The sequence below is a fragment of the Xanthomonas sp. PPL134 genome, from assembly GCF_040595915.1.
In the GTDB taxonomy this organism is placed as follows: domain Bacteria; phylum Pseudomonadota; class Gammaproteobacteria; order Xanthomonadales; family Xanthomonadaceae; genus Xanthomonas_A; species Xanthomonas_A indica.
In genome coordinates this window covers 161,518-177,362 of sequence record NZ_JAMDLL010000005.1, presented here as the reverse complement: position 1 = coordinate 177,362, position 15,845 = coordinate 161,518, and the positions used below count along the sequence as shown (strand labels likewise).

Sequence of the window (15,845 nt, the reverse complement as noted above, 5' to 3'; positions counted from 1 at the left end):
TCGCTCTGCTGGCGCGCGCCGCGCGCACCGGCGTGATCTTCCGCCGCGGGCCGAGCAAGCAGGTGCAGCTGATCCACTGGGATCTGCGCGAGGACAGCTTCGTGCACGGGCAGTGGTTCAAGGGCCGCATCTACGAGCGGCGCTGCGATCTGTCGCCGTCGGGGCGGCTGCTGGTGTACTTCGCCTCCACGCAACGCGGCCCTTTCGGCACCTGGACCGCGCTGTCGCGGCCGCCGTTCTTCACCGCACTGGCGCTGTGGCCGAAGGGCGACAGCTGGGGTGGCGGCGGGATGTTCGAGGACGAGCGGACCTTGTTGTTGAACCACCGGCCACGCGACGGGCGGGATCCTTTTCCGATGCCGACCGGCTTCCAGGCGCCGCACGATCTGCAGGTGCGCCCGTTCGGCACGCATTCGGGCGGCGGCGAGGACGAGCCGATCGACGGCATGTTGCGCGAGCGCGATGGCTGGCAGCTACGCGATGCTGGTGAGGGCGAACGTGGCGGGCTGCGCGGCGATGCGCTGTTCCGATTCAGCCGTCCGCGCGTACGCGAGAAGCTCGGCGCCAATGGTCGCCGCCTGCAGTCGTTGCTGCATGCGGTCGGCCAGGGTAATCATGCGTGGTACGGCCTGGATCACCGGGTGCTGGATCGTGATGACAACGTGCTGGTCGATCTGCCGGGCAGCGACTGGGCCGACTGGGATGGCGGCGACCTGGTGTTTGCGCGCGAGGGCGGGCTTTATCGCCTGCGCAAGAGCGACTTCCACGAAGTGGCGCAGCGGGGTGAGCAGGCCTTCCAGTTGCTGCACGATTTCAGCGGTGCGCGCTTCGCGCCACTGGCGCCGACGGCGGACGCGCTGAAGTACTGAGCGGCCGTTGCACGGCGCCTTCAGTAAACCTCTACGACCACGCGTCGCTAGATGGAGGCGTGCCTTCGGGAAACCTGTAACAGCGGCCGGCGCACCTGTAGGAGCGGCTTCAGCCGCGACAACGCCATCCATGGAGATACGGCATCCGTCCGGCCAGCGGCGTGAGTGCCACATCTCACTGCGGCGGAACACCCAGCAGAAACTTCAAGCCATGGGTGAGCCCACGCGGCGCCACGCTCAGGTGATCCTCATCGGCCAGCACGTCCAATTGCAGGCGCAGTGACGGATAGTGCCGCCCGCGCAAGGTCTGCACCATCTGCTGCGCGTCGGTCACCATGTCGTAGTGCTTGCCGTAGCGGCGTTGTTCGTACTCGCCGACGTACAGGTAGACCTGCGCCGGGAGGTCGCGGTGGCTGGAGGCGAAGCGCGCTTCCTCGGCGCGCATGGCATGCTCGCCGAACCAGTACGACGGGCTGCCCACGATGTAGCCGGAAAACAGCTCCGGCGTGCTCAGCAGGATCTGCGTGCCGAGCAGGCCGCCGTAGGAGTGGCCAAGGAACAGGCGCCGCGCTTCGTCGGTGCGATAGCGCTGGCCGACGAAGGGGAGCACTTGTTCGCGCAAGTACGCAATGTAGGTGCTGGAACCCCCGTGAGTGGCACCGGCGGCCGCAACATCGCCGGCCTCGGTAGTGGGCGTGTAGTCGCGTCGCCGGCTCGGCATCGGCGCATCGCCGAGCGCATACGACAAGCCCACCAGGATGAAGTCGTCGATGGCCGGCCCTTCGCCGTTCAAGCGCCGCGCGATCTGCCGCGCCACCGGAAACGCATAGTCGGCATCCGTCGCGTACAGCACCGGGTAGCGCCGCTCGGGATGGTCCGCATAGCCGGCAGGCAGCGCCACGAACACCTGATACGTGCGACCGGACACGGGATCGGGAACATCCCACACTTCGGTCCCGACCAGTTCGTAAGGCGCACCGCTGCCGCGCTGTCCGCCGAGCTGCGTCACCACCGTGCGTGGGGCAGGCACCGCTGGCCGTGTGGCGGCTTCTTTCGCTGCCGCTACCGCCGCGGGTGCTTGTGCCACGTTCGTGCACCCTACCAGCAGCAGGGACGTCCAGACCAGCCACAGCGCCTTCCTCATCCCTTCGTCTCCTAATGTCGTGCTACTGCGGGGTTCGCATCCGGCACATGGTGCCATGTTGGCGGCGGCGACCATCCGGATAGACTGGCGCTTCCACTTCGGGAGCATCCGATGAGACTGCTTCGCTGCCTGCTGTTGCCGGCCCTGCTGTGCGTGGCCGCATTCGCCCAGGCCCAGGACGATACCCGCCGCATTGCGGTCACCATCGACGACCTGCCGTGGCAGCGCATCGAGCAGACGCCGCCAGCGCAGCTGCCGGCGCTGCATGCGCAGTTGATGGCCTCGCTGCGGCAGGCGCAGGTGCCCATCGTCGGCTTCGTCAACGAGGACAAGCTGGAGCAGGATGGACAGGTGCAGCCGCAACGCGTGGCGATGCTGCGCGACTGGCTGGATGCCGGCTATGCGCTGGGCAATCACACCTACGGTCACGTCAACCTGCACCAGGTCGGTGTGCCGGCGTACGAGGACGCGATCGTGCGTGGCGAGCGCACCTTGCGGCCGTTGCTGGCCGAACGCGGCCAGTCGCTGCAGTGGTTCCGTCATCCGTATCTGGCGACCGGTCGCAGCGTCGCGGACCGCGATGCAGTCAACGCCTTCCTGGCCGCGCACGGCTACCGCATTGCGCCGGTGACCGTGGACAGCGGCGAGTGGGTGTGGGCGTTTGCCTACGCGCATGTGCTGGACGAGCCGCCCGGCCCGGCGCGCGATGCCATGCTGCTGCGGCTGCGCAAGGGCTACGTGCCGTACATGCTCAACAAGCTGGATTTTTTCGAGCGCGAATCGCATGCCCTGTTCGGCCGCCGCATCCCGCAGGTGTGGCTGATGCACGCCAACGCGCTCAACGCCGCTGCCTTCCCCGAGCTGGTCGCGGCCACCCGCCGCCGCGGCTATGCCTTCATTGGCCTGGATGAGGCACTGCGCGATCCGGCCTACACCCACGCCGAGGGCTACACCGGCCCCGGCGGGATCAGTTGGCTGCACCGCTGGGCCATGGCCGAGGACAAGCCCAAGGACTTCTATGCCGGCGAACCCGTGGTGCCGCGCTGGGTGTTCGCGTTGGCGGGGGTGGATGCGGAGTAGTGCAGGGATCGTCTCGTAACGCCTGCCAAATCGGAGCAAAGGATTATGAATCCCTGGGTGTTCCTGTCCAGTCGCACTCGCGGTATGGGCGCCCAAGCGGGATAGCCACAGGAACTAGATTTCCGAGAGAAAGCTGCTCGGGACTGCCTGGGTGAGCCAGACGCCATTGTCCGCCTGAAAGAAGGCAAAGCCCTGCTGGTGCATCCGCAGGGCTTCGACTTTCAGGACAACCGGCGTGCCATGACGTTGCCCGACGGTGGTCGCGGTGGCGATGTCCTGCGACAGGTGCACATGATGCCGTTGGCCGGCGCGCAAGCCCTCGGCCAGGATCGCGTCCAGAAACCGTGTGGCGGTGCCGTGGTAGAGGAACTCCGGCGGCACCTTGGCTTCGTACTGGATGGCGACGCTCTCGGTCGAATGGCCTTGGACAGCCCGGATGCGCAGGCCATCGTCCGAGAGTGCGAAGCGTTTCTTGTCGCTGCCATCCACTACGGCGCGAACGAGTGCCGCATCAAATACTTTGCCAGCTTTGGCCGCACCCACGATCAACGCATCGACCTCCGCCCAGCCTTCGCTGTCGAGGGTGATGCCAGCGGCTTGCGGTTCGTGGCGAAGCACAAAACTGAGGAACTTGCTGATTTCTGTGTGTTGCTTGCTCATATGAATGCTTGGTTGCTAACAATTCCAACCAGCGTTCGGCGAGGCCGATCGCGGCGTCGCCAGTCAGTGGGCTGGCAACATTGGCGTCGAGGCAGTGTAGGCCCGAGTCGGCGCGATGCAATCGTCAGCGTCCTGGAGGCGAGGATCGCCGATCAAGCGGTGCCTGGCGAGTTCAGTGTTTCGGTCAGGCAAGTTCGATTTAATGCCGCGGATTGGAGCGTCCTCATCTCCCTCGGCAAGACGTTGAAAGGCCGTGTGCCGGCGCGACCGACCGCTGGGCACCTTCACCATCCACGTACGCGTGGCCGGATCACGATGGCACCTCTCCATTCGCCGTGACACCCATGCCCTCGTCCAAGACACCTCCGTGGAAGAAGCCGAATCCGCGCGGTCAGCGCAGCCAGCCGCTGTCGCCTTCGCAGAAGGCGGCCGCGCGACAGCGGGCCGATGAGAACGGCCGTCCGTATCCGAACCTGATCGACAACATGTGGGCGGCGCGGCTGCCGCATGCGACGTCCTCCTCCCGTTCGGACAGCGACGCGGAATAATCAGGGCGTCTGCGCTTGGATCGGGGCGTACCTGGCGCGCGTTGTCGGAAGAATGTCGGAGTTCGCCATGGCGGCCGCCGGTCTGGTTGTCCTTGCACGCGTGATTGATGAATGACGATACACCGGAGCTCGGATGCACCCTTGGCCTGCGCCGGGCGATGCCCATACCGTGCCGTGCCGGCACTGGGCCGGTCATCGCATCCAGGTACGGGTATGACTCCGCAAGAACAGCAGCTTCTCGAAGACTTCCTGGCGCGCCTGCGCAGCGCCGGCGGGGTGGCCAAAGATCCGCAGGCCGACGCGCTGATCCATGCGCGCCTGGCCGATCAACCCGATGCCGTGTATCTGCTGGTGCAGCGCACCTTGCTGCTGGAGCATGCGCTGGAGGCCGCCAAGGCGCAGATCGCGCAATTGCAGCAGGCCGCCACGCCACCGCCGCCGCCCGCCAGCTTCCTGGGCCAGGGTTTCAATGCGGCGCCGCCACCGTTGCCGCCGGCGCCCGCCGCCGCAGGCGTCGCGGGTGCCGGCGCGCCCGGTTGGCGCGAGCGCTGGTTCGGTGGCGGTGCCGCGGCCGCGGAGCCGACGCCGGCCGCCGCGCGTGGCCCCAGCTTCCTCAGCAGCGCGGCCACCACCGCGGCCGGCGTGGCCGGCGGCATGTTCCTGTTCGAGGGCGTGGAGAGTCTGCTGGGCGGCCACCACGGCGGTGGCCTGTTCGGGGGCGGCGCTCCGCAGGAGACGGTGGTCGAGAACATCACCAACAACAACTATTACGACGACACGCCGCAGCAGGACATGGGCCAGGACTTCCAGGACGACGGCGACTTCGGCAACGACAACTGGACGTGATGCCCGGCGCGCTCGCGTTACCGCGCGGATCGATTGATCGAGCGAGCGCCAGCCGGCGCTCGCGTCGGTTGCTTCGAGACATCGAAGCGACCGATCGGCGCAAGTATCTATTCATCAATCTATTCACGGTTGGCGCTCTGGATTGACGCATAGATGCAAGAACGCCCAGAAACACAGGCAAGGCCTTGCCCTGCGCCAGTCGATTATCTATTCACGCATCTATTCGATCGCAGGCGCGCGCGAGGCCCGACGTTATGTGTTCGCGGGGCTCCATGTCGTCTTCCGGTGCGGATGTGGTCTGGCGCATTGACTGGTGGCTGTCCGCGCCGCCGGCGCCGCGCAATGGCTGGCTGAGCTTGGTGGGTGCCGAGTGCCTGGGCGCTGCCGTTGCCAGACCCGGCGCGACGACTGGCGCGCAGCGGCGGGCATGGCGGCGCAGTTCTGGGAGCGCGTTATCGAGGACGCGCACATGTCCGCAGCCTTCCACAGCATGGCGCGGGACGCGCTGGCGCAGTTGACGCGCGCCATGCCGCGGATCGGTTGAGCGCTTTCGCATCGCGTTAAACGACCCGACACACGGCGCTCACGCGGGCAGGACATGGGGCGGGAGAAGCTGCCGCGACTCCCCACTACGAGGTCTTGCCCATGGCTGCAACCAACGCGCGCGTCCGTCTGCATGTCGAAGATACCGGCGGTGCCGGTCGTCCGGTGATCCTGATCCATGGGTGGCCGCTGTCGGCCGAGGCGTGGAAGGACCAGGTCGGGCCGCTGCAGCAGGCCGGCTACCGGGTCATCGCCTACGACCGCCGCGGCTTCGGCCGTTCCGAGAAGCCGGCCGACGGGTACGAGTACGACACCCTGGCCGACGATCTGGCCGGCATCCTCGAGGACAAGCAACTGCGCGACGCGGTGCTGGTCGGGTTCTCGATGGGCGGTGGCGAAGTGGCGCGCTACGTGGCACGGCATGGCACCGACAAGCTGGCCGGCGTGGTGTTCGCTTCCGCGGTACCGCCGTACATGCTCAAGACCGAGGACAACCCGGAAGGGCCGCTGAGCAAGGAGCAGGCGCAGGAGATGGAGCAGGGCCTGAAGGCCTCGCGCGAGACCTTCTTCGACGACTTCACCCGCGGCTTCTTCAGTGCCCACGGCACGCTGAAGGTGAGCGAGGCGCAGCGCCAGGAAGCGATCGCGCTGTGCCTGCAGAGCGACCAGACCGCGGCGCTTGGGTGCATGCAGGCGTTCGGTACCACGGATTTCCGCGAGGATCTCAAGAAGGTCGACGTGCCGACCCTGGTGCTGCACGGCGACTCCGATGCCACCGTGCCGTACGAAGGCTCCGGCCAGCGCACCCACCGTGCGATCGCCGGCAGCGACGTCGTGTTGCTGAAGGATGCGCCGCACGGCTGCAACACCAGCCATGCCGAGGAGTTCAATCAGGCCTTGCTGGCATTCCTGGCCAAGCTGGGCTGACCGCGAGTCCCGGTATCGGCGGCGTACCGCGGTGCCGCCGTGCAAGGCGCGGCACCGCACCGACGCGAGAAGTACGCCTGTAAAAAAACAGACCCGCGGCACCACTCGGCTGCCGCGGGTCGATCTGGCCTACTTACGCCATCACGCAGGTCACTCGCCGACCAGCGTGGCCACGCTCTGCGGATCGACGTAGACCACGGTCTGGCCCGAGGCGACGCTGTACTTGCCGCCGTAGCCGACGTTGAGGCTGGACGAGGTGCTGTACTTGGTGAACGCGGTGGCGCTGCCGGCGGGAACGCGCACGGTGATCTGCCGATGCTGGGTGCCGGTATTGACCACGACCAGGGCCAGCTTGCCGTTCGGGGTCTTGTAGGCGCTGACGGCGACATCGCTGTACGGCGCGGCAGTGGCGCCGATGCGCACCGAACCCGGGCGCACGAAGCGCGCGTATTGCGACATCACGTAGCCGCGCTTGCTCACCGTGCCGTTCTCGGCGATCAGCCCGTAGCTGCGGCGGATGTACCACCAGATGTAGCCGCTGTAGTTGGCGAGCATGCTGTTGTGCAGTTCGCTGCCCACGCCGAGCGCGGACGGCCAGGCATTGCCATCGGTGTTGTCGGTGTAGTGCTCGGTCATCCACAGCTGCTTGCCCTTGCTGCGCGCCAGTGGGTAGTCCTTGGGCTGCACGCCATACAGGTGCCCGCCGATGATCGACAGGTACTGGGCGGCGCTGCTGTTGAGCACCGGGTCGGTCAATGCCGGGTTGAAGCCCAGCGACTCGGCCGCGAGCAGCTTGAACTTGCCGAACTTCGCGCCCTGGGCGCTGATGAAGTTGAGGAAGTCGGTGCCGTTCCAGTCGCCCGACTCGTAGTCCGGATGCCAGTCCGGCTCGTTCTGCAGCGACAGGGCGTAGATCGGCGCGCCCTTGCTGTCCATGTAGGCGGTGAAGTCCAGCAGGTGCTTGGCGTAGGCATCGTAGTACTGCGACAACAGCTTGCCGCCGTTGTTGAGGCTGTTGTTCGACTTCATGTAGGCCGGTGCCGACCACGGCGTGGCCAGCAGCACCGCGCCGTGCGCGCGTGCCCGAACCGCCGAGGGCACCTGCTGGCTCCAGCCGGAGCTGGACGGATCGATGCGCATGCGCATGATCGACAGGCCGATCTGCCCCGTGTCGCTGCCGAACGCCAGATCGACCTGGGCCGGGGTGAGGTCGGCGATCCAGCCGGCGCCGTTCATGCCGCCGAAGCCCTGGATGGTCTGGTGGACTTCGGACGGATTGACGGTGACGGTCTGCGCTGAGGCGCCGCCGGCCGAGAACAGCGTGGCGGCCGCGGCGAGCAAGGTGCCGAGCAAGCGAGGGGTCTTCATGGTGGCTCCAGGGGTGGGGGAGGCGTGACGCTATCCAGCACAGGTGACCATTTCAATGTCGCGATCGTCCAAAGCGTCCAAGTGAGACCGGTGGCGCAACGCGAGCGCAACGCTGTCCTCAGTCCACATGGATGCATGGGCCTTGCAGGATGACGCGCTGCAGCGTTGGCGCATCCTGCGTTATGCGGTGAGGTGCGGGGTGCGGATTGTGCGCAGTTGCGCGCGCAAACGCCGCAAGATGCACAAGTGCGCGCAGGACAAAGCTGCGCACAATGCACACGCCGGTAGCACGCAGGGGGTGTGCCGGCGTTTCCTGTTGCGAAGGATGTTGCGCATGCCACTGTTCCGCTTTCCGCAACGCTGCGGCGTTGCGCTGTTCGCCGTGCTGTTGTCGATCGTGCTCTGCGTGCCGCCGTTGGCGCAGGCGCAGGCCACCCGTTATCGCGACGCTGCGCCGCTGTTGCTCGGCGTGGCCTGGTATCCGGAGCAATGGCCGGAGGCGCAGTGGGAGCACGATCTGGCGCTGATGCAGGCGGCGCACGTGCGCGTGGTGCGGATCGGCGAATTCGCCTGGAGCCGGATGGAGCCGCGCGAGGGGCAGTACGACTTCGCCTGGATGGACCGCGCCATCGCCGCCGCCGCGCGCCATGGCATGGTGGTGGTGCTGGGCACGCCGACCGCGGCGCCGCCGGCCTGGTTGACCCAGGCCTATCCGGACACCTTGCGGGTCAGCCAGGACGGGGTGCGCGACGAGCATGGCAACCGCCAGCAGTTCTCCTTCGCCAGTACCCGCTACCGGCACTTCGCGCATGCCATCGCCGAACAGATGGCGCAGCGCTACGGGCACAACCCGCACGTGGTCGGCTGGCAACTGGACAACGAGTACGCGCAGTCCTCGTTCGATCCCGAGGCCAAGGCGCAGTTCCACGCCTGGTTGCAGCGCAAGTACGGCAGCATCGAGGCGCTCAACCAGCGCTGGGCCACGGCGTACTGGAGCCAGACCTACAACGACTTCGCGCAGATCCCGGTGCGCGAGGACGAGGAGAATCCGGCGCTGCTGCTGGAGTGGAAGCGCTTCGTCAGCGACACCTGGACCGACTACTCGCGCAACCAGATCGACGCGATCCGCCCGCATGCCGATCCGCGCCAGTTCATCACCACCAACACCATGGGCTGGTTCGCCGGCTTCGACGCCTACACCGTGCACGGCGTGCTCGACATCGCCGCCTGGGACGACTACGTCGCCGGCGAACGCTACGACTGGGTGGACAACGCGGCGCGCCACGATCTGACCCGCGGCTACAAGCAGCGCAACTACTGGGTGATGGAGACCCAGCCGGGCTTCGTCAACTGGCGCGCGACCAACGTGGCGCTGCGCAAGGGCCAGGTGCGGGCGATGGCGTGGCAGGCGGTGGCACATGGCGCCGATGCGGTGTCGTACTGGCAGTGGCGTGCCGCGCCCAATGGACAGGAGGAGTACCACGGCACCCTGGTTGGCGCCGATGGCGAGCCGGTGCCGGTGTATGCGGAGATCCAGCAGGTCGGCGCGGAGTTCGCCAGGGCCGGGCCGGCGCTGGCCGGCACCACGCCGCAGGCGCAGGTGGCGCTGATCAACGACTTCGACAGCCGCTGGGCGATCGGTTTCCAGAAGCACGCGGCCGACTTCGATCCGGTCGTGCAGATGAAGAGTTTCTACCGCCCGCTGCGGCAGCAGGCGCAGGTGGTCGACGTGGTCTCGGCGATGGCGCCGCTGGAGCGCTACAAGCTGGTGGTGGCGCCGGCGCTGAACGTGCTGACCGAGGCGCAGGCGCAGCGGTTGAAGGCGTACGTCGAACACGGCGGTCACCTGGTGCTGGGGCCGCGCAGCGGCATGAAGAACATCGACAACGGCCTGCACCCGCAGCGCCAGCCCGGCCCGCTGGCGGCCTTGCTTGGCGGTCGTGTGGAACAGTTCTATGCGCTGGACAAGCCCATCCCGCTGGTCGGCGCGGGCGCCGACGGCAGCGCCAAGATCTGGGCCGAACAGTTGCAGGCCACTGCCGCCGACACCACCGCACCGCTGCAGTACGGCACCGCCAATGGGTGGCTGGACGGTGCGCCGGCGCTGCTGACCCGTCGCGTCGGCAAGGGCCGCATCAGCTATGTCGGTGGCTGGTTCGACGACGCCACCCTGAATCGCCTCACCGGCGACTGGTTACGCGAGGCCGACGTGCACGCGCCGCTGGCCGACGTGCCGGATGACGTGGAAGTGGGCGTACGCAGCGACGGCGCGCGCCGCATCGTGGTGCTGATCAACCACGGCACCGCCACGCACGTCGTGCAGTTGCCGGCGGCGATGCGTTCGCTGCTGGGCCCGGCGCCGAGCGGCGACACGGTGCAACTGGCGCCCGACGGCGTGGCGGTGCTCGAACAGCGCCGCTGAGCGCTGCCGCGGTGCGCTGCGGCGCACTGCCGGCTAACAGGTGACGGATCGGTGCACTTGGTGCGCCCGGTCCGCACCGATGCGCCAAGCGCGACGGCACGCTCTACAATGCCACTGCCAGCGGGCGTCGCCGCCGCCATCGCGTCGCGGCCTCGTTCCCTCACTGGAGTCGCGCGTGTCCTTGTCTTCTTCTGCTCCGTTGTCGCCGGTGGGCCGGCTGTTCGCCGCTGCCGCCGTGTTCGAAGGCCTGACCTGGGCCGGCCTGTTGCTCGGCATGCTGCTCAAGTACGGCACCCAGACCACCGAGCTGGGCGTGTGGCTGTTCGGCCGCCTGCACGGCGTGGCGTTCCTGCTGTACGTGGTCGCCAGCCTGGTCGCGGCGCTGCGTCTGCGCTGGCCCTGGTGGGCCTGGGCGTTGAGCCTGTTGGCGGCGTTGCCGCCGCTGGTCACGGTGCCGCTGGAACTGTGGTTCCGCAGGATCGGTCTGCTCGGCGCGCCGCGGCAGCGCACAGTGCGATAACGCAGGCGCCGCTGCGTCCGCGGCGACGCAGGTTGTTGCGTGCGGATGCGCTGCGTCGGTGGTGCATTGGGCCGGCGTTGTTCGGCGTCGCTCTAAACTGCAGCGCCTAGCGCAGGCGAGGACGCCATGGGCAAACGCCAACGACGACCGCCCCCGCCAATGCCGGTACCCACGCGCCTGCAGCGGCTGCTCGCGCGTCTGCAACGGCCGGTGTTGCTGCTGATGGCCGCGGCCATCGGCGCGAGCGCTGTGGTGAAGCTGTACCTGCTGGCGAAGGCGCTGTCGAGCGGCGTGTACATTGGCGCATCGAGAATCGGCCCGGCACGGGTCTATCTGCTGCAGACCGATCCTGACCACTATTGGTTCTCGATCGCGTGGGACGGCGTGCTCAGCCTCGTGCTGCTGGCGCTGGCCGTCGCCCTTGGCTGGTCGCTGATGGCGCTGCGCAAGCCGAAGTAGTGCGCCGCCATCGGTGTGTCGCGGCCATCACTTGGCCAGGCAGCGTTGCCAGCGCTCGGCCACGCGCTGCGCGAACCAGGCCGTGGTCAGCTTGCGGGTGATCTTCGGGCTTTCCAGGGCGATGCCTGGCAGCACCGCGCGTGGCAGCGGCTTGCCGGCATCGCGTTCGGCCAGCGCGAACACCTGGCGATACAGGGCGCTGTCGGCGAAGTCGGCGTCGCCACCGCGCTGCAGCTCGCGGCGGATCCTGCGCGTATCCATGCCTAACGGCGTGCCCAGGCTGCGTGCGGCGCGCTCGGTGGCGCCGGGAGCGTCGAGATCGGCACCCGGCGTCAGCAGGTCGCCGTCCAGCGCCAGGGCGATGCCGCTGGCGCGCGCCAGCGCGGCCTGGAACGCGGCATTGCGGCTGGCGTACCAGCCGGCATTGAAGTCGGCGAAGCGGTATAGCATCGCCGCCTCGTTCGGGTAGCCGAGCAGGTGGCGGGTGCCGAACCAGATGCCGCCGCGGCGGCTGAACACCGCGTGGCGCACGCTGTCGGTCAGCGGGTACGGGTAGCCGTCGGTATGCGCTTCGGCAAAGGCGATGCTCACCTGCATCGGCCCGGCGGTGTGCACCGGGTTGAGATCGCCGAACAGGCGCTGGCCCAGCGGCACGCTGCCGGCGATGTCCTCGAAGAGGGCGCTGAGGTCCTGCTCGTTGCGCGCGGCGGCCAGCCGCTCGGCATAGCTGCGCCCATCGGGCCCGCGCAACTGCAGTGCAGCATCCAGCGCGAACGCCGGCACATGCAGCGCGGCCGCGCGCCGCTGCAGTTCCGCCCGCGCGATCTTGCCCAGTCCCGGCACCGGGGGGGTGGTCTGGTAGGTCGATTCCTGTTCGATCACCGCCAGTACGGCGCAGATGGTGTCGGCGCTGGTAGGCAGGTTCTGCGAAGCCAGGGCCACGTAGACGTCGTCGGCCCAGCCGCGGCGGTCGGGCACCGTCGCCGGGATGCGCCGGGTGATGTCCGCCTTGACCTCGCTGGGCGTGCGCTCGGGCACGCGCGGCGCCTGCGTGGCGCAGGCGCCGAGCAAGGCGAGGGTGCACGCGGCGAGCAGGCGAACGAAGACGGCGGCGGGCATCGGCGAGGCGGTTCTGCGGGATGGCGATCGTCTGCATCCTACAGGCGCGGCGTCGGCACCGCGCCTACGCCGCCGGGGTCGACGCTACGCGATCGGAGGCCGCTGCCGCGTGCGCTTCAGTATCGGCCACGTGGATGCCGAAGCCGCTGCGGCCGGGGGCGAGATCCTCCCGCAGCGTCAGCGCCGGAATCGCGTAGTCGCCGCCGTTCTGCTTGCGGAAGGCGATCGGCGCGGCACTGAACAATGCATCCAGGCGCTCGCCTAGCGCCGCGCTGGTCTGCGCGAAACGCGCCGCATCCATGCGGCCGCTGCGGTAGACCACGAACGGCGGCAGTACGTCGAAGCCCGGGTAGTGCAGGATGCCGTGCTGGATCGGGAACAGCAGGGCGTCGATGGGGCCGTTGATGCCGCGCGGCGCGTAGTGCGATTCCCAGCCGCCGGCGGTGACGATCAGCATCGCGCGCTTGCCGGCCAGCATGCCTTCGCCGTAGCGATCGCCCCAGTGCGTGTCGGAGTGTTCGCCGACGCCGTAGGCGAAGCCGCAGGCATATACCCGATCCACCCAGCCCTTGAGGATGGCCGGCATCGAGAACCACCACAGCGGGAACTGCAGCAGCAGCGCATCGGCCCAGCGCAGTTTGTCCTGCTCGGCGGCGATGTCCGCGCGCTGGCGGCCGCTGGCGAAGGCGCGTTGCGAGTCGCGCGAGGGATCGAAGCGCGCGTCCGCCGCGCCGTCCAGGCTGTCCTGTGCGTCGACCGTGGACTTCCAGTCCATCGCATACAGGTCCGACACCTGCACGCGATGGCCGGCGTCCTGCAGGCGTTGCACCGCCACCTGCTTGAGGGCGCCATTGAGCGAGGTGGGTTCGGGATGGGCGTAGACCAGCAATACGTTCATGCGGGTGCTCGGTGAGGGAAGGTCTGCACGCTAGGCCGTCGTTCGCTATAGTGGAAATGAATTACTTTAATTCCCGCTATTGCCATGGTTGATCTACGGCGCCTGGATCTCAATCTGTTGCTGACGCTGGACACGTTGCTGGACACGCACAACGTGACCCGCGCCGCGGCGCGTCTGCATCTGTCTCAGCCGTCGGTCAGCGTGCACTTGGCCAAGCTGCGCGAGGCGCTGGACGATCCGCTGCTGCTGCCGGGGCCGCGCGGGATGCGCCCCACCGTCCGCGCCGAGGCGCTGCGCGCCCCGTTGCGCGAGGCCTTGCAGGCGCTGCAGCAGGCGGTGGCGCCGGAAGCGCCGTTCGATCCGGCGCGCGCGCAGACGCTGTGGCGAGTGGCGGCCAGCGACTACGGTGCCTCCACCGTGCTGCTGCCGGCGATCGCCGCCTTGCGCCGGGTGGCGCCGGGGACCCAACTGGCGGTGCTGCAACTGGCGCCGCCAGCGATCGCGCAACAGGCCGAACAGGGCCAGATCGATCTGGCCCTGCATACCGTCGCCGACGCGCCGCCCGGCCTGCACCGCCGCACGCTGTTCGCCGAGCGTTATGCGCTGGTCGGCCGTACCGGCCATCCGCGGTTACGCCGGCGGCCGAGCCTGGCGCAGTTCTGCGCGCTCGAGCATGTCATCGTCTCGCCCGATGGCGGCGGCTTCAGCGGCGTGACCGATGCGGCATTGCGTGCGCGCGGCCTGCAGCGCCGCGTGGTGCTGTCGGTGCCGCACTTCCTGTTCGTCGTCGCGGCGCTCCAGCGCAGCGACCTGGTGGCGATGCTCCCCGAGCGCCTGGTGCGTGGGCAGTCCGGCCTGCAGGTGTGCGCACCGCCGCTGGAATTGCCGGGCTACGAAATGGCCATGCTCTGGCACGAGCGTGTGCACCGCGATCCGGCGCATCGCTGGTTGCGCGAGCACCTCCTCGCGTCGATCTGATGCCGCGTTGGGCGCGCGACCGCCTCAGCGGCGCGTGGCCAGCACCCCGTCCAGCGCCAGTTGCGCGGCGAAGCCGGCCTTCTCCAGGCGCTTGGCCACCTCGCGCGGCACGTCGCGGCCGCTGGTGAGCTTGTTCGGCGTGCCGGTGTAGTGGAACAGCCGGCCGCCGCGGCGCAGCACCCGCGCGAGCTGGTCGTAGAAGGTTTGCGCGTAGAGCTCCCCGGCGATGCCGAAGCGCGGCGGGTCGTGCAGGATCGCGTCCATCGATGCGTCGGCGATGTTGCCGATGGCGGCGCCGACATCGCAATGGGTCAGCTGCAGGCGACCCTCGCTGGCGGCCGGATCCGGCGACCACGGATTGAGCGTGCGCAACCACAGCACGTCGGCGTTCTTCTCGAACGAGTGCAGCTGCGCGACGCCGGCCTCCAGCGCGCAGGCGGCGAAATAGCCGAGGCCGCCGCAGGTGTCGAGTACCTGCTTGCCGCGTGGTTCCACCAGCGCCACCTTGCGCCGCGCGTCCTCGAACGGCGACAGCTGCGCGCTGGGCAACATCTTGATGCCGTCGATCTCGAAGGTCGGCGCACCCCATTCGGTGGGCACCAGCTTGATCAGCGCGCCGCCGAAGCGCGACACCGCTTCGAAATCCTCGCCATCCCAGTAATAGAGCGTGCGGTCCTTGAGCTTGCCCGGATAGGGGTAGTCGCGTCCCTGCCACTGCCAGCGTTCGGCGCCAAGCAGTGCCTGACCCTGACTGCGCTCCAGGTCGAACGAACCGGACCAAATGGTGGCGCCGGCATCGCGCGCGGCGAGCAGCGCGGCGGCGAGCGGACGGGTGAGCAGGGGGCCGGAATAGCGGGTCACGTGGGATCTGCCGGCGCCACGGCGCGGCATGGGGCTCGGATGCGGGAGCGCATCGTAGCAACATCGGCGGCGTCTGGTCGCGCCGGCGGCGCCCGTCGTTGCGCATCACCTTGAGCCGACCGGCTCGCCTGCGTCACCGCTCCGGATACGGCGTGCCGTCCTTGTGCAGGAACCGCCCGTCGCGGCTCGGGCTCATCATGTCGATGTCCGAACAGGTGATCACATCGTCCGGCGAACGCGAACCGACTTCGAGATACACGGCGTCCGCATCGGATCGGTTGACCAGGTGATGGCCGTTGCCCGAATTCTTCGGGAATGCCGCGCATTCGCCTGCGCGCAACAGAATCTCGCCGTCGTCCTCGATCAGCACCAGTTCCCCCTCGATCACGTAGACGAACTCGTCTTCCTCGCAATGCCAATGGCGCTGGGCCGACCATCCGCCAGGCGGCAGGCGCGTCAGGTTGACGCCGAAGTCGCGCAGCCCGCCGGCGTCGCCGAGGCGCTGGCGCATGCGCTGTGCGCATGGTGCGTCGAAGGGCGGCGGATAGCCGGTGCCCAGGCGTTCGGGGATGGCGCTGAGGTCGAGCTTGGGCATCGTCGGTT

Annotated in this window: 16 protein-coding genes; 9 read left to right on the top strand and 7 right to left on the bottom strand. The window is 68.4% G+C overall.

Annotated elements, in window-relative coordinates; all coding sequences use genetic code 11:
• The first annotated feature begins 32 nt into the window (after positions 1–32).
• The gene (locus M3U25_RS12320; protein WP_355501032.1) at positions 33–869 is read left to right on the top strand and encodes a hypothetical protein; all 837 of its coding nucleotides are present in this window, start codon (positions 33–35) and stop codon (positions 867–869) included.
• A 175-nt stretch (positions 870–1,044) separates the two neighbouring features.
• On the opposite strand, the gene M3U25_RS12315 is transcribed toward M3U25_RS12320, so the two are convergent.
• A complete protein-coding gene (locus M3U25_RS12315) occupies positions 1,045–2,013 on the bottom strand; it encodes an alpha/beta hydrolase-fold protein (RefSeq protein WP_355501433.1) in 969 nt (322 codons plus the stop codon).
• A 111-nt stretch (positions 2,014–2,124) separates the two neighbouring features.
• Here M3U25_RS12315 and M3U25_RS12310 point away from each other — a divergent pair, with 111 nt between their 5' ends.
• The gene (locus M3U25_RS12310; RefSeq protein WP_355501035.1) at positions 2,125–3,093 is read left to right on the top strand and encodes a polysaccharide deacetylase family protein; all 969 of its coding nucleotides are present in this window, start codon (positions 2,125–2,127) and stop codon (positions 3,091–3,093) included.
• A 114-nt stretch (positions 3,094–3,207) separates the two neighbouring features.
• On the opposite strand, the gene M3U25_RS12305 is transcribed toward M3U25_RS12310, so the two are convergent.
• Positions 3,208–3,753, bottom strand: a complete 546-nt coding sequence (locus M3U25_RS12305) for an RNA 2'-phosphotransferase (protein ID WP_355501038.1) — start codon at positions 3,751–3,753, stop codon at positions 3,208–3,210.
• A gap of 344 nt (positions 3,754–4,097) precedes the next feature.
• Between M3U25_RS12305 and M3U25_RS12300 the strand changes: the two genes are divergently transcribed.
• The 3 genes from M3U25_RS12300 (at position 4,098) to M3U25_RS12290 (ending at position 6,617) form a co-directional block, all read left to right on the top strand.
• Positions 4,098–4,301 (top strand): hypothetical protein, encoded by a 204-nt coding sequence (locus tag M3U25_RS12300; protein ID WP_355501041.1) that lies wholly within the window; start codon positions 4,098–4,100, stop codon positions 4,299–4,301.
• A gap of 213 nt (positions 4,302–4,514) precedes the next feature.
• Positions 4,515–5,147 (top strand): DUF2076 family protein, encoded by a 633-nt coding sequence (locus tag M3U25_RS12295; RefSeq protein WP_355501044.1) that lies wholly within the window; start codon positions 4,515–4,517, stop codon positions 5,145–5,147.
• A 645-nt stretch (positions 5,148–5,792) separates the two neighbouring features.
• Entirely contained in the window at positions 5,793–6,617 is an 825-nt protein-coding gene (locus M3U25_RS12290; protein ID WP_355501047.1) for an alpha/beta hydrolase, read from the top strand.
• 150 nt (positions 6,618–6,767) lie between these two features.
• On the opposite strand, the gene M3U25_RS12285 is transcribed toward M3U25_RS12290, so the two are convergent.
• Positions 6,768–7,985, bottom strand: coding sequence for a glycoside hydrolase family 30 beta sandwich domain-containing protein (locus M3U25_RS12285; RefSeq protein ID WP_355501050.1), 1,218 nt, complete (start codon positions 7,983–7,985; stop codon positions 6,768–6,770).
• A gap of 334 nt (positions 7,986–8,319) precedes the next feature.
• On the opposite strand from M3U25_RS12285, the gene M3U25_RS12280 reads away from it, so the two are divergent.
• From M3U25_RS12280 to M3U25_RS12270, 3 genes are all read left to right on the top strand, one after another.
• On the top strand, positions 8,320–10,407 hold the full coding sequence (locus M3U25_RS12280) for a beta-galactosidase (protein ID WP_355501054.1): 2,088 nt from the start codon (positions 8,320–8,322) through the stop codon (positions 10,405–10,407).
• A 181-nt stretch (positions 10,408–10,588) separates the two neighbouring features.
• A complete protein-coding gene (locus M3U25_RS12275; RefSeq protein WP_355501057.1) occupies positions 10,589–10,927 on the top strand; it encodes a DUF3817 domain-containing protein in 339 nt (112 codons plus the stop codon).
• 126 nt (positions 10,928–11,053) lie between these two features.
• The gene (locus tag M3U25_RS12270) at positions 11,054–11,386 is read left to right on the top strand and encodes a hypothetical protein (protein WP_355501060.1); all 333 of its coding nucleotides are present in this window, start codon (positions 11,054–11,056) and stop codon (positions 11,384–11,386) included.
• 27 nt (positions 11,387–11,413) lie between these two features.
• On the opposite strand, the gene M3U25_RS12265 is transcribed toward M3U25_RS12270, so the two are convergent.
• A complete protein-coding gene (locus M3U25_RS12265; RefSeq protein ID WP_355501063.1) occupies positions 11,414–12,505 on the bottom strand; it encodes a DUF1615 domain-containing protein in 1,092 nt (363 codons plus the stop codon).
• Between the two features lie 64 nt (positions 12,506–12,569).
• Positions 12,570–13,403 carry an NAD(P)H-dependent oxidoreductase gene (locus M3U25_RS12260; protein ID WP_355501066.1) on the bottom strand — a complete coding sequence of 278 codons (834 nt, stop codon included), beginning with the start codon at positions 13,401–13,403 and terminating at the stop codon, positions 12,570–12,572.
• Positions 13,404–13,487: 84 nt separating this feature from the next.
• Between M3U25_RS12260 and M3U25_RS12255 the strand changes: the two genes are divergently transcribed.
• Positions 13,488–14,381, top strand: coding sequence for a LysR family transcriptional regulator (locus M3U25_RS12255; RefSeq protein ID WP_355501069.1), 894 nt, complete (start codon positions 13,488–13,490; stop codon positions 14,379–14,381).
• Between the two features lie 24 nt (positions 14,382–14,405).
• Here the strand turns inward: M3U25_RS12255 and M3U25_RS12250 are convergent, their stop codons facing one another.
• Complete coding sequence (locus tag M3U25_RS12250) at positions 14,406–15,272, bottom strand: SAM-dependent methyltransferase (RefSeq protein WP_355501072.1); 867 nt, start codon at positions 15,270–15,272, stop codon at positions 14,406–14,408.
• A 103-nt stretch (positions 15,273–15,375) separates the two neighbouring features.
• A complete protein-coding gene (locus M3U25_RS12245) occupies positions 15,376–15,837 on the bottom strand; it encodes a cupin domain-containing protein (protein ID WP_355501075.1) in 462 nt (153 codons plus the stop codon).
• Positions 15,838–15,845: the final 8 nt, after the last annotated feature.

Bases quoted from the DNA above. Each gene is read 5' to 3' on its own strand.
- M3U25_RS12315 (WP_355501433.1), bottom strand. From the start codon at position 2,013: ATGAGGAAGGCGCTGTGGCTGGTCTGGACGTCCCTGCTGCTGGTAGGG.
- M3U25_RS12310 (WP_355501035.1), top strand. From the start codon at position 2,125: ATGAGACTGCTTCGCTGCCTGCTGTTGCCGGCCCTGCTGTGCGTGGCC.
- M3U25_RS12305 (WP_355501038.1), bottom strand. From the start codon at position 3,753: ATGAGCAAGCAACACACAGAAATCAGCAAGTTCCTCAGTTTTGTGCTT.
- M3U25_RS12300 (WP_355501041.1), top strand. From the start codon at position 4,098: ATGCCCTCGTCCAAGACACCTCCGTGGAAGAAGCCGAATCCGCGCGGT.
- M3U25_RS12295 (WP_355501044.1), top strand. From the start codon at position 4,515: ATGACTCCGCAAGAACAGCAGCTTCTCGAAGACTTCCTGGCGCGCCTG.
- M3U25_RS12290 (WP_355501047.1), top strand. From the start codon at position 5,793: ATGGCTGCAACCAACGCGCGCGTCCGTCTGCATGTCGAAGATACCGGC.
- M3U25_RS12285 (WP_355501050.1), bottom strand. From the start codon at position 7,985: ATGAAGACCCCTCGCTTGCTCGGCACCTTGCTCGCCGCGGCCGCCACG.
- M3U25_RS12280 (WP_355501054.1), top strand. From the start codon at position 8,320: ATGCCACTGTTCCGCTTTCCGCAACGCTGCGGCGTTGCGCTGTTCGCC.
- M3U25_RS12270 (WP_355501060.1), top strand. From the start codon at position 11,054: ATGGGCAAACGCCAACGACGACCGCCCCCGCCAATGCCGGTACCCACG.
- M3U25_RS12265 (WP_355501063.1), bottom strand. From the start codon at position 12,505: ATGCCCGCCGCCGTCTTCGTTCGCCTGCTCGCCGCGTGCACCCTCGCC.
- M3U25_RS12260 (WP_355501066.1), bottom strand. From the start codon at position 13,403: ATGAACGTATTGCTGGTCTACGCCCATCCCGAACCCACCTCGCTCAAT.
- M3U25_RS12255 (WP_355501069.1), top strand. From the start codon at position 13,488: ATGGTTGATCTACGGCGCCTGGATCTCAATCTGTTGCTGACGCTGGAC.
- M3U25_RS12250 (WP_355501072.1), bottom strand. From the start codon at position 15,272: ATGCCGCGCCGTGGCGCCGGCAGATCCCACGTGACCCGCTATTCCGGC.
- M3U25_RS12245 (WP_355501075.1), bottom strand. From the start codon at position 15,837: ATGCCCAAGCTCGACCTCAGCGCCATCCCCGAACGCCTGGGCACCGGC.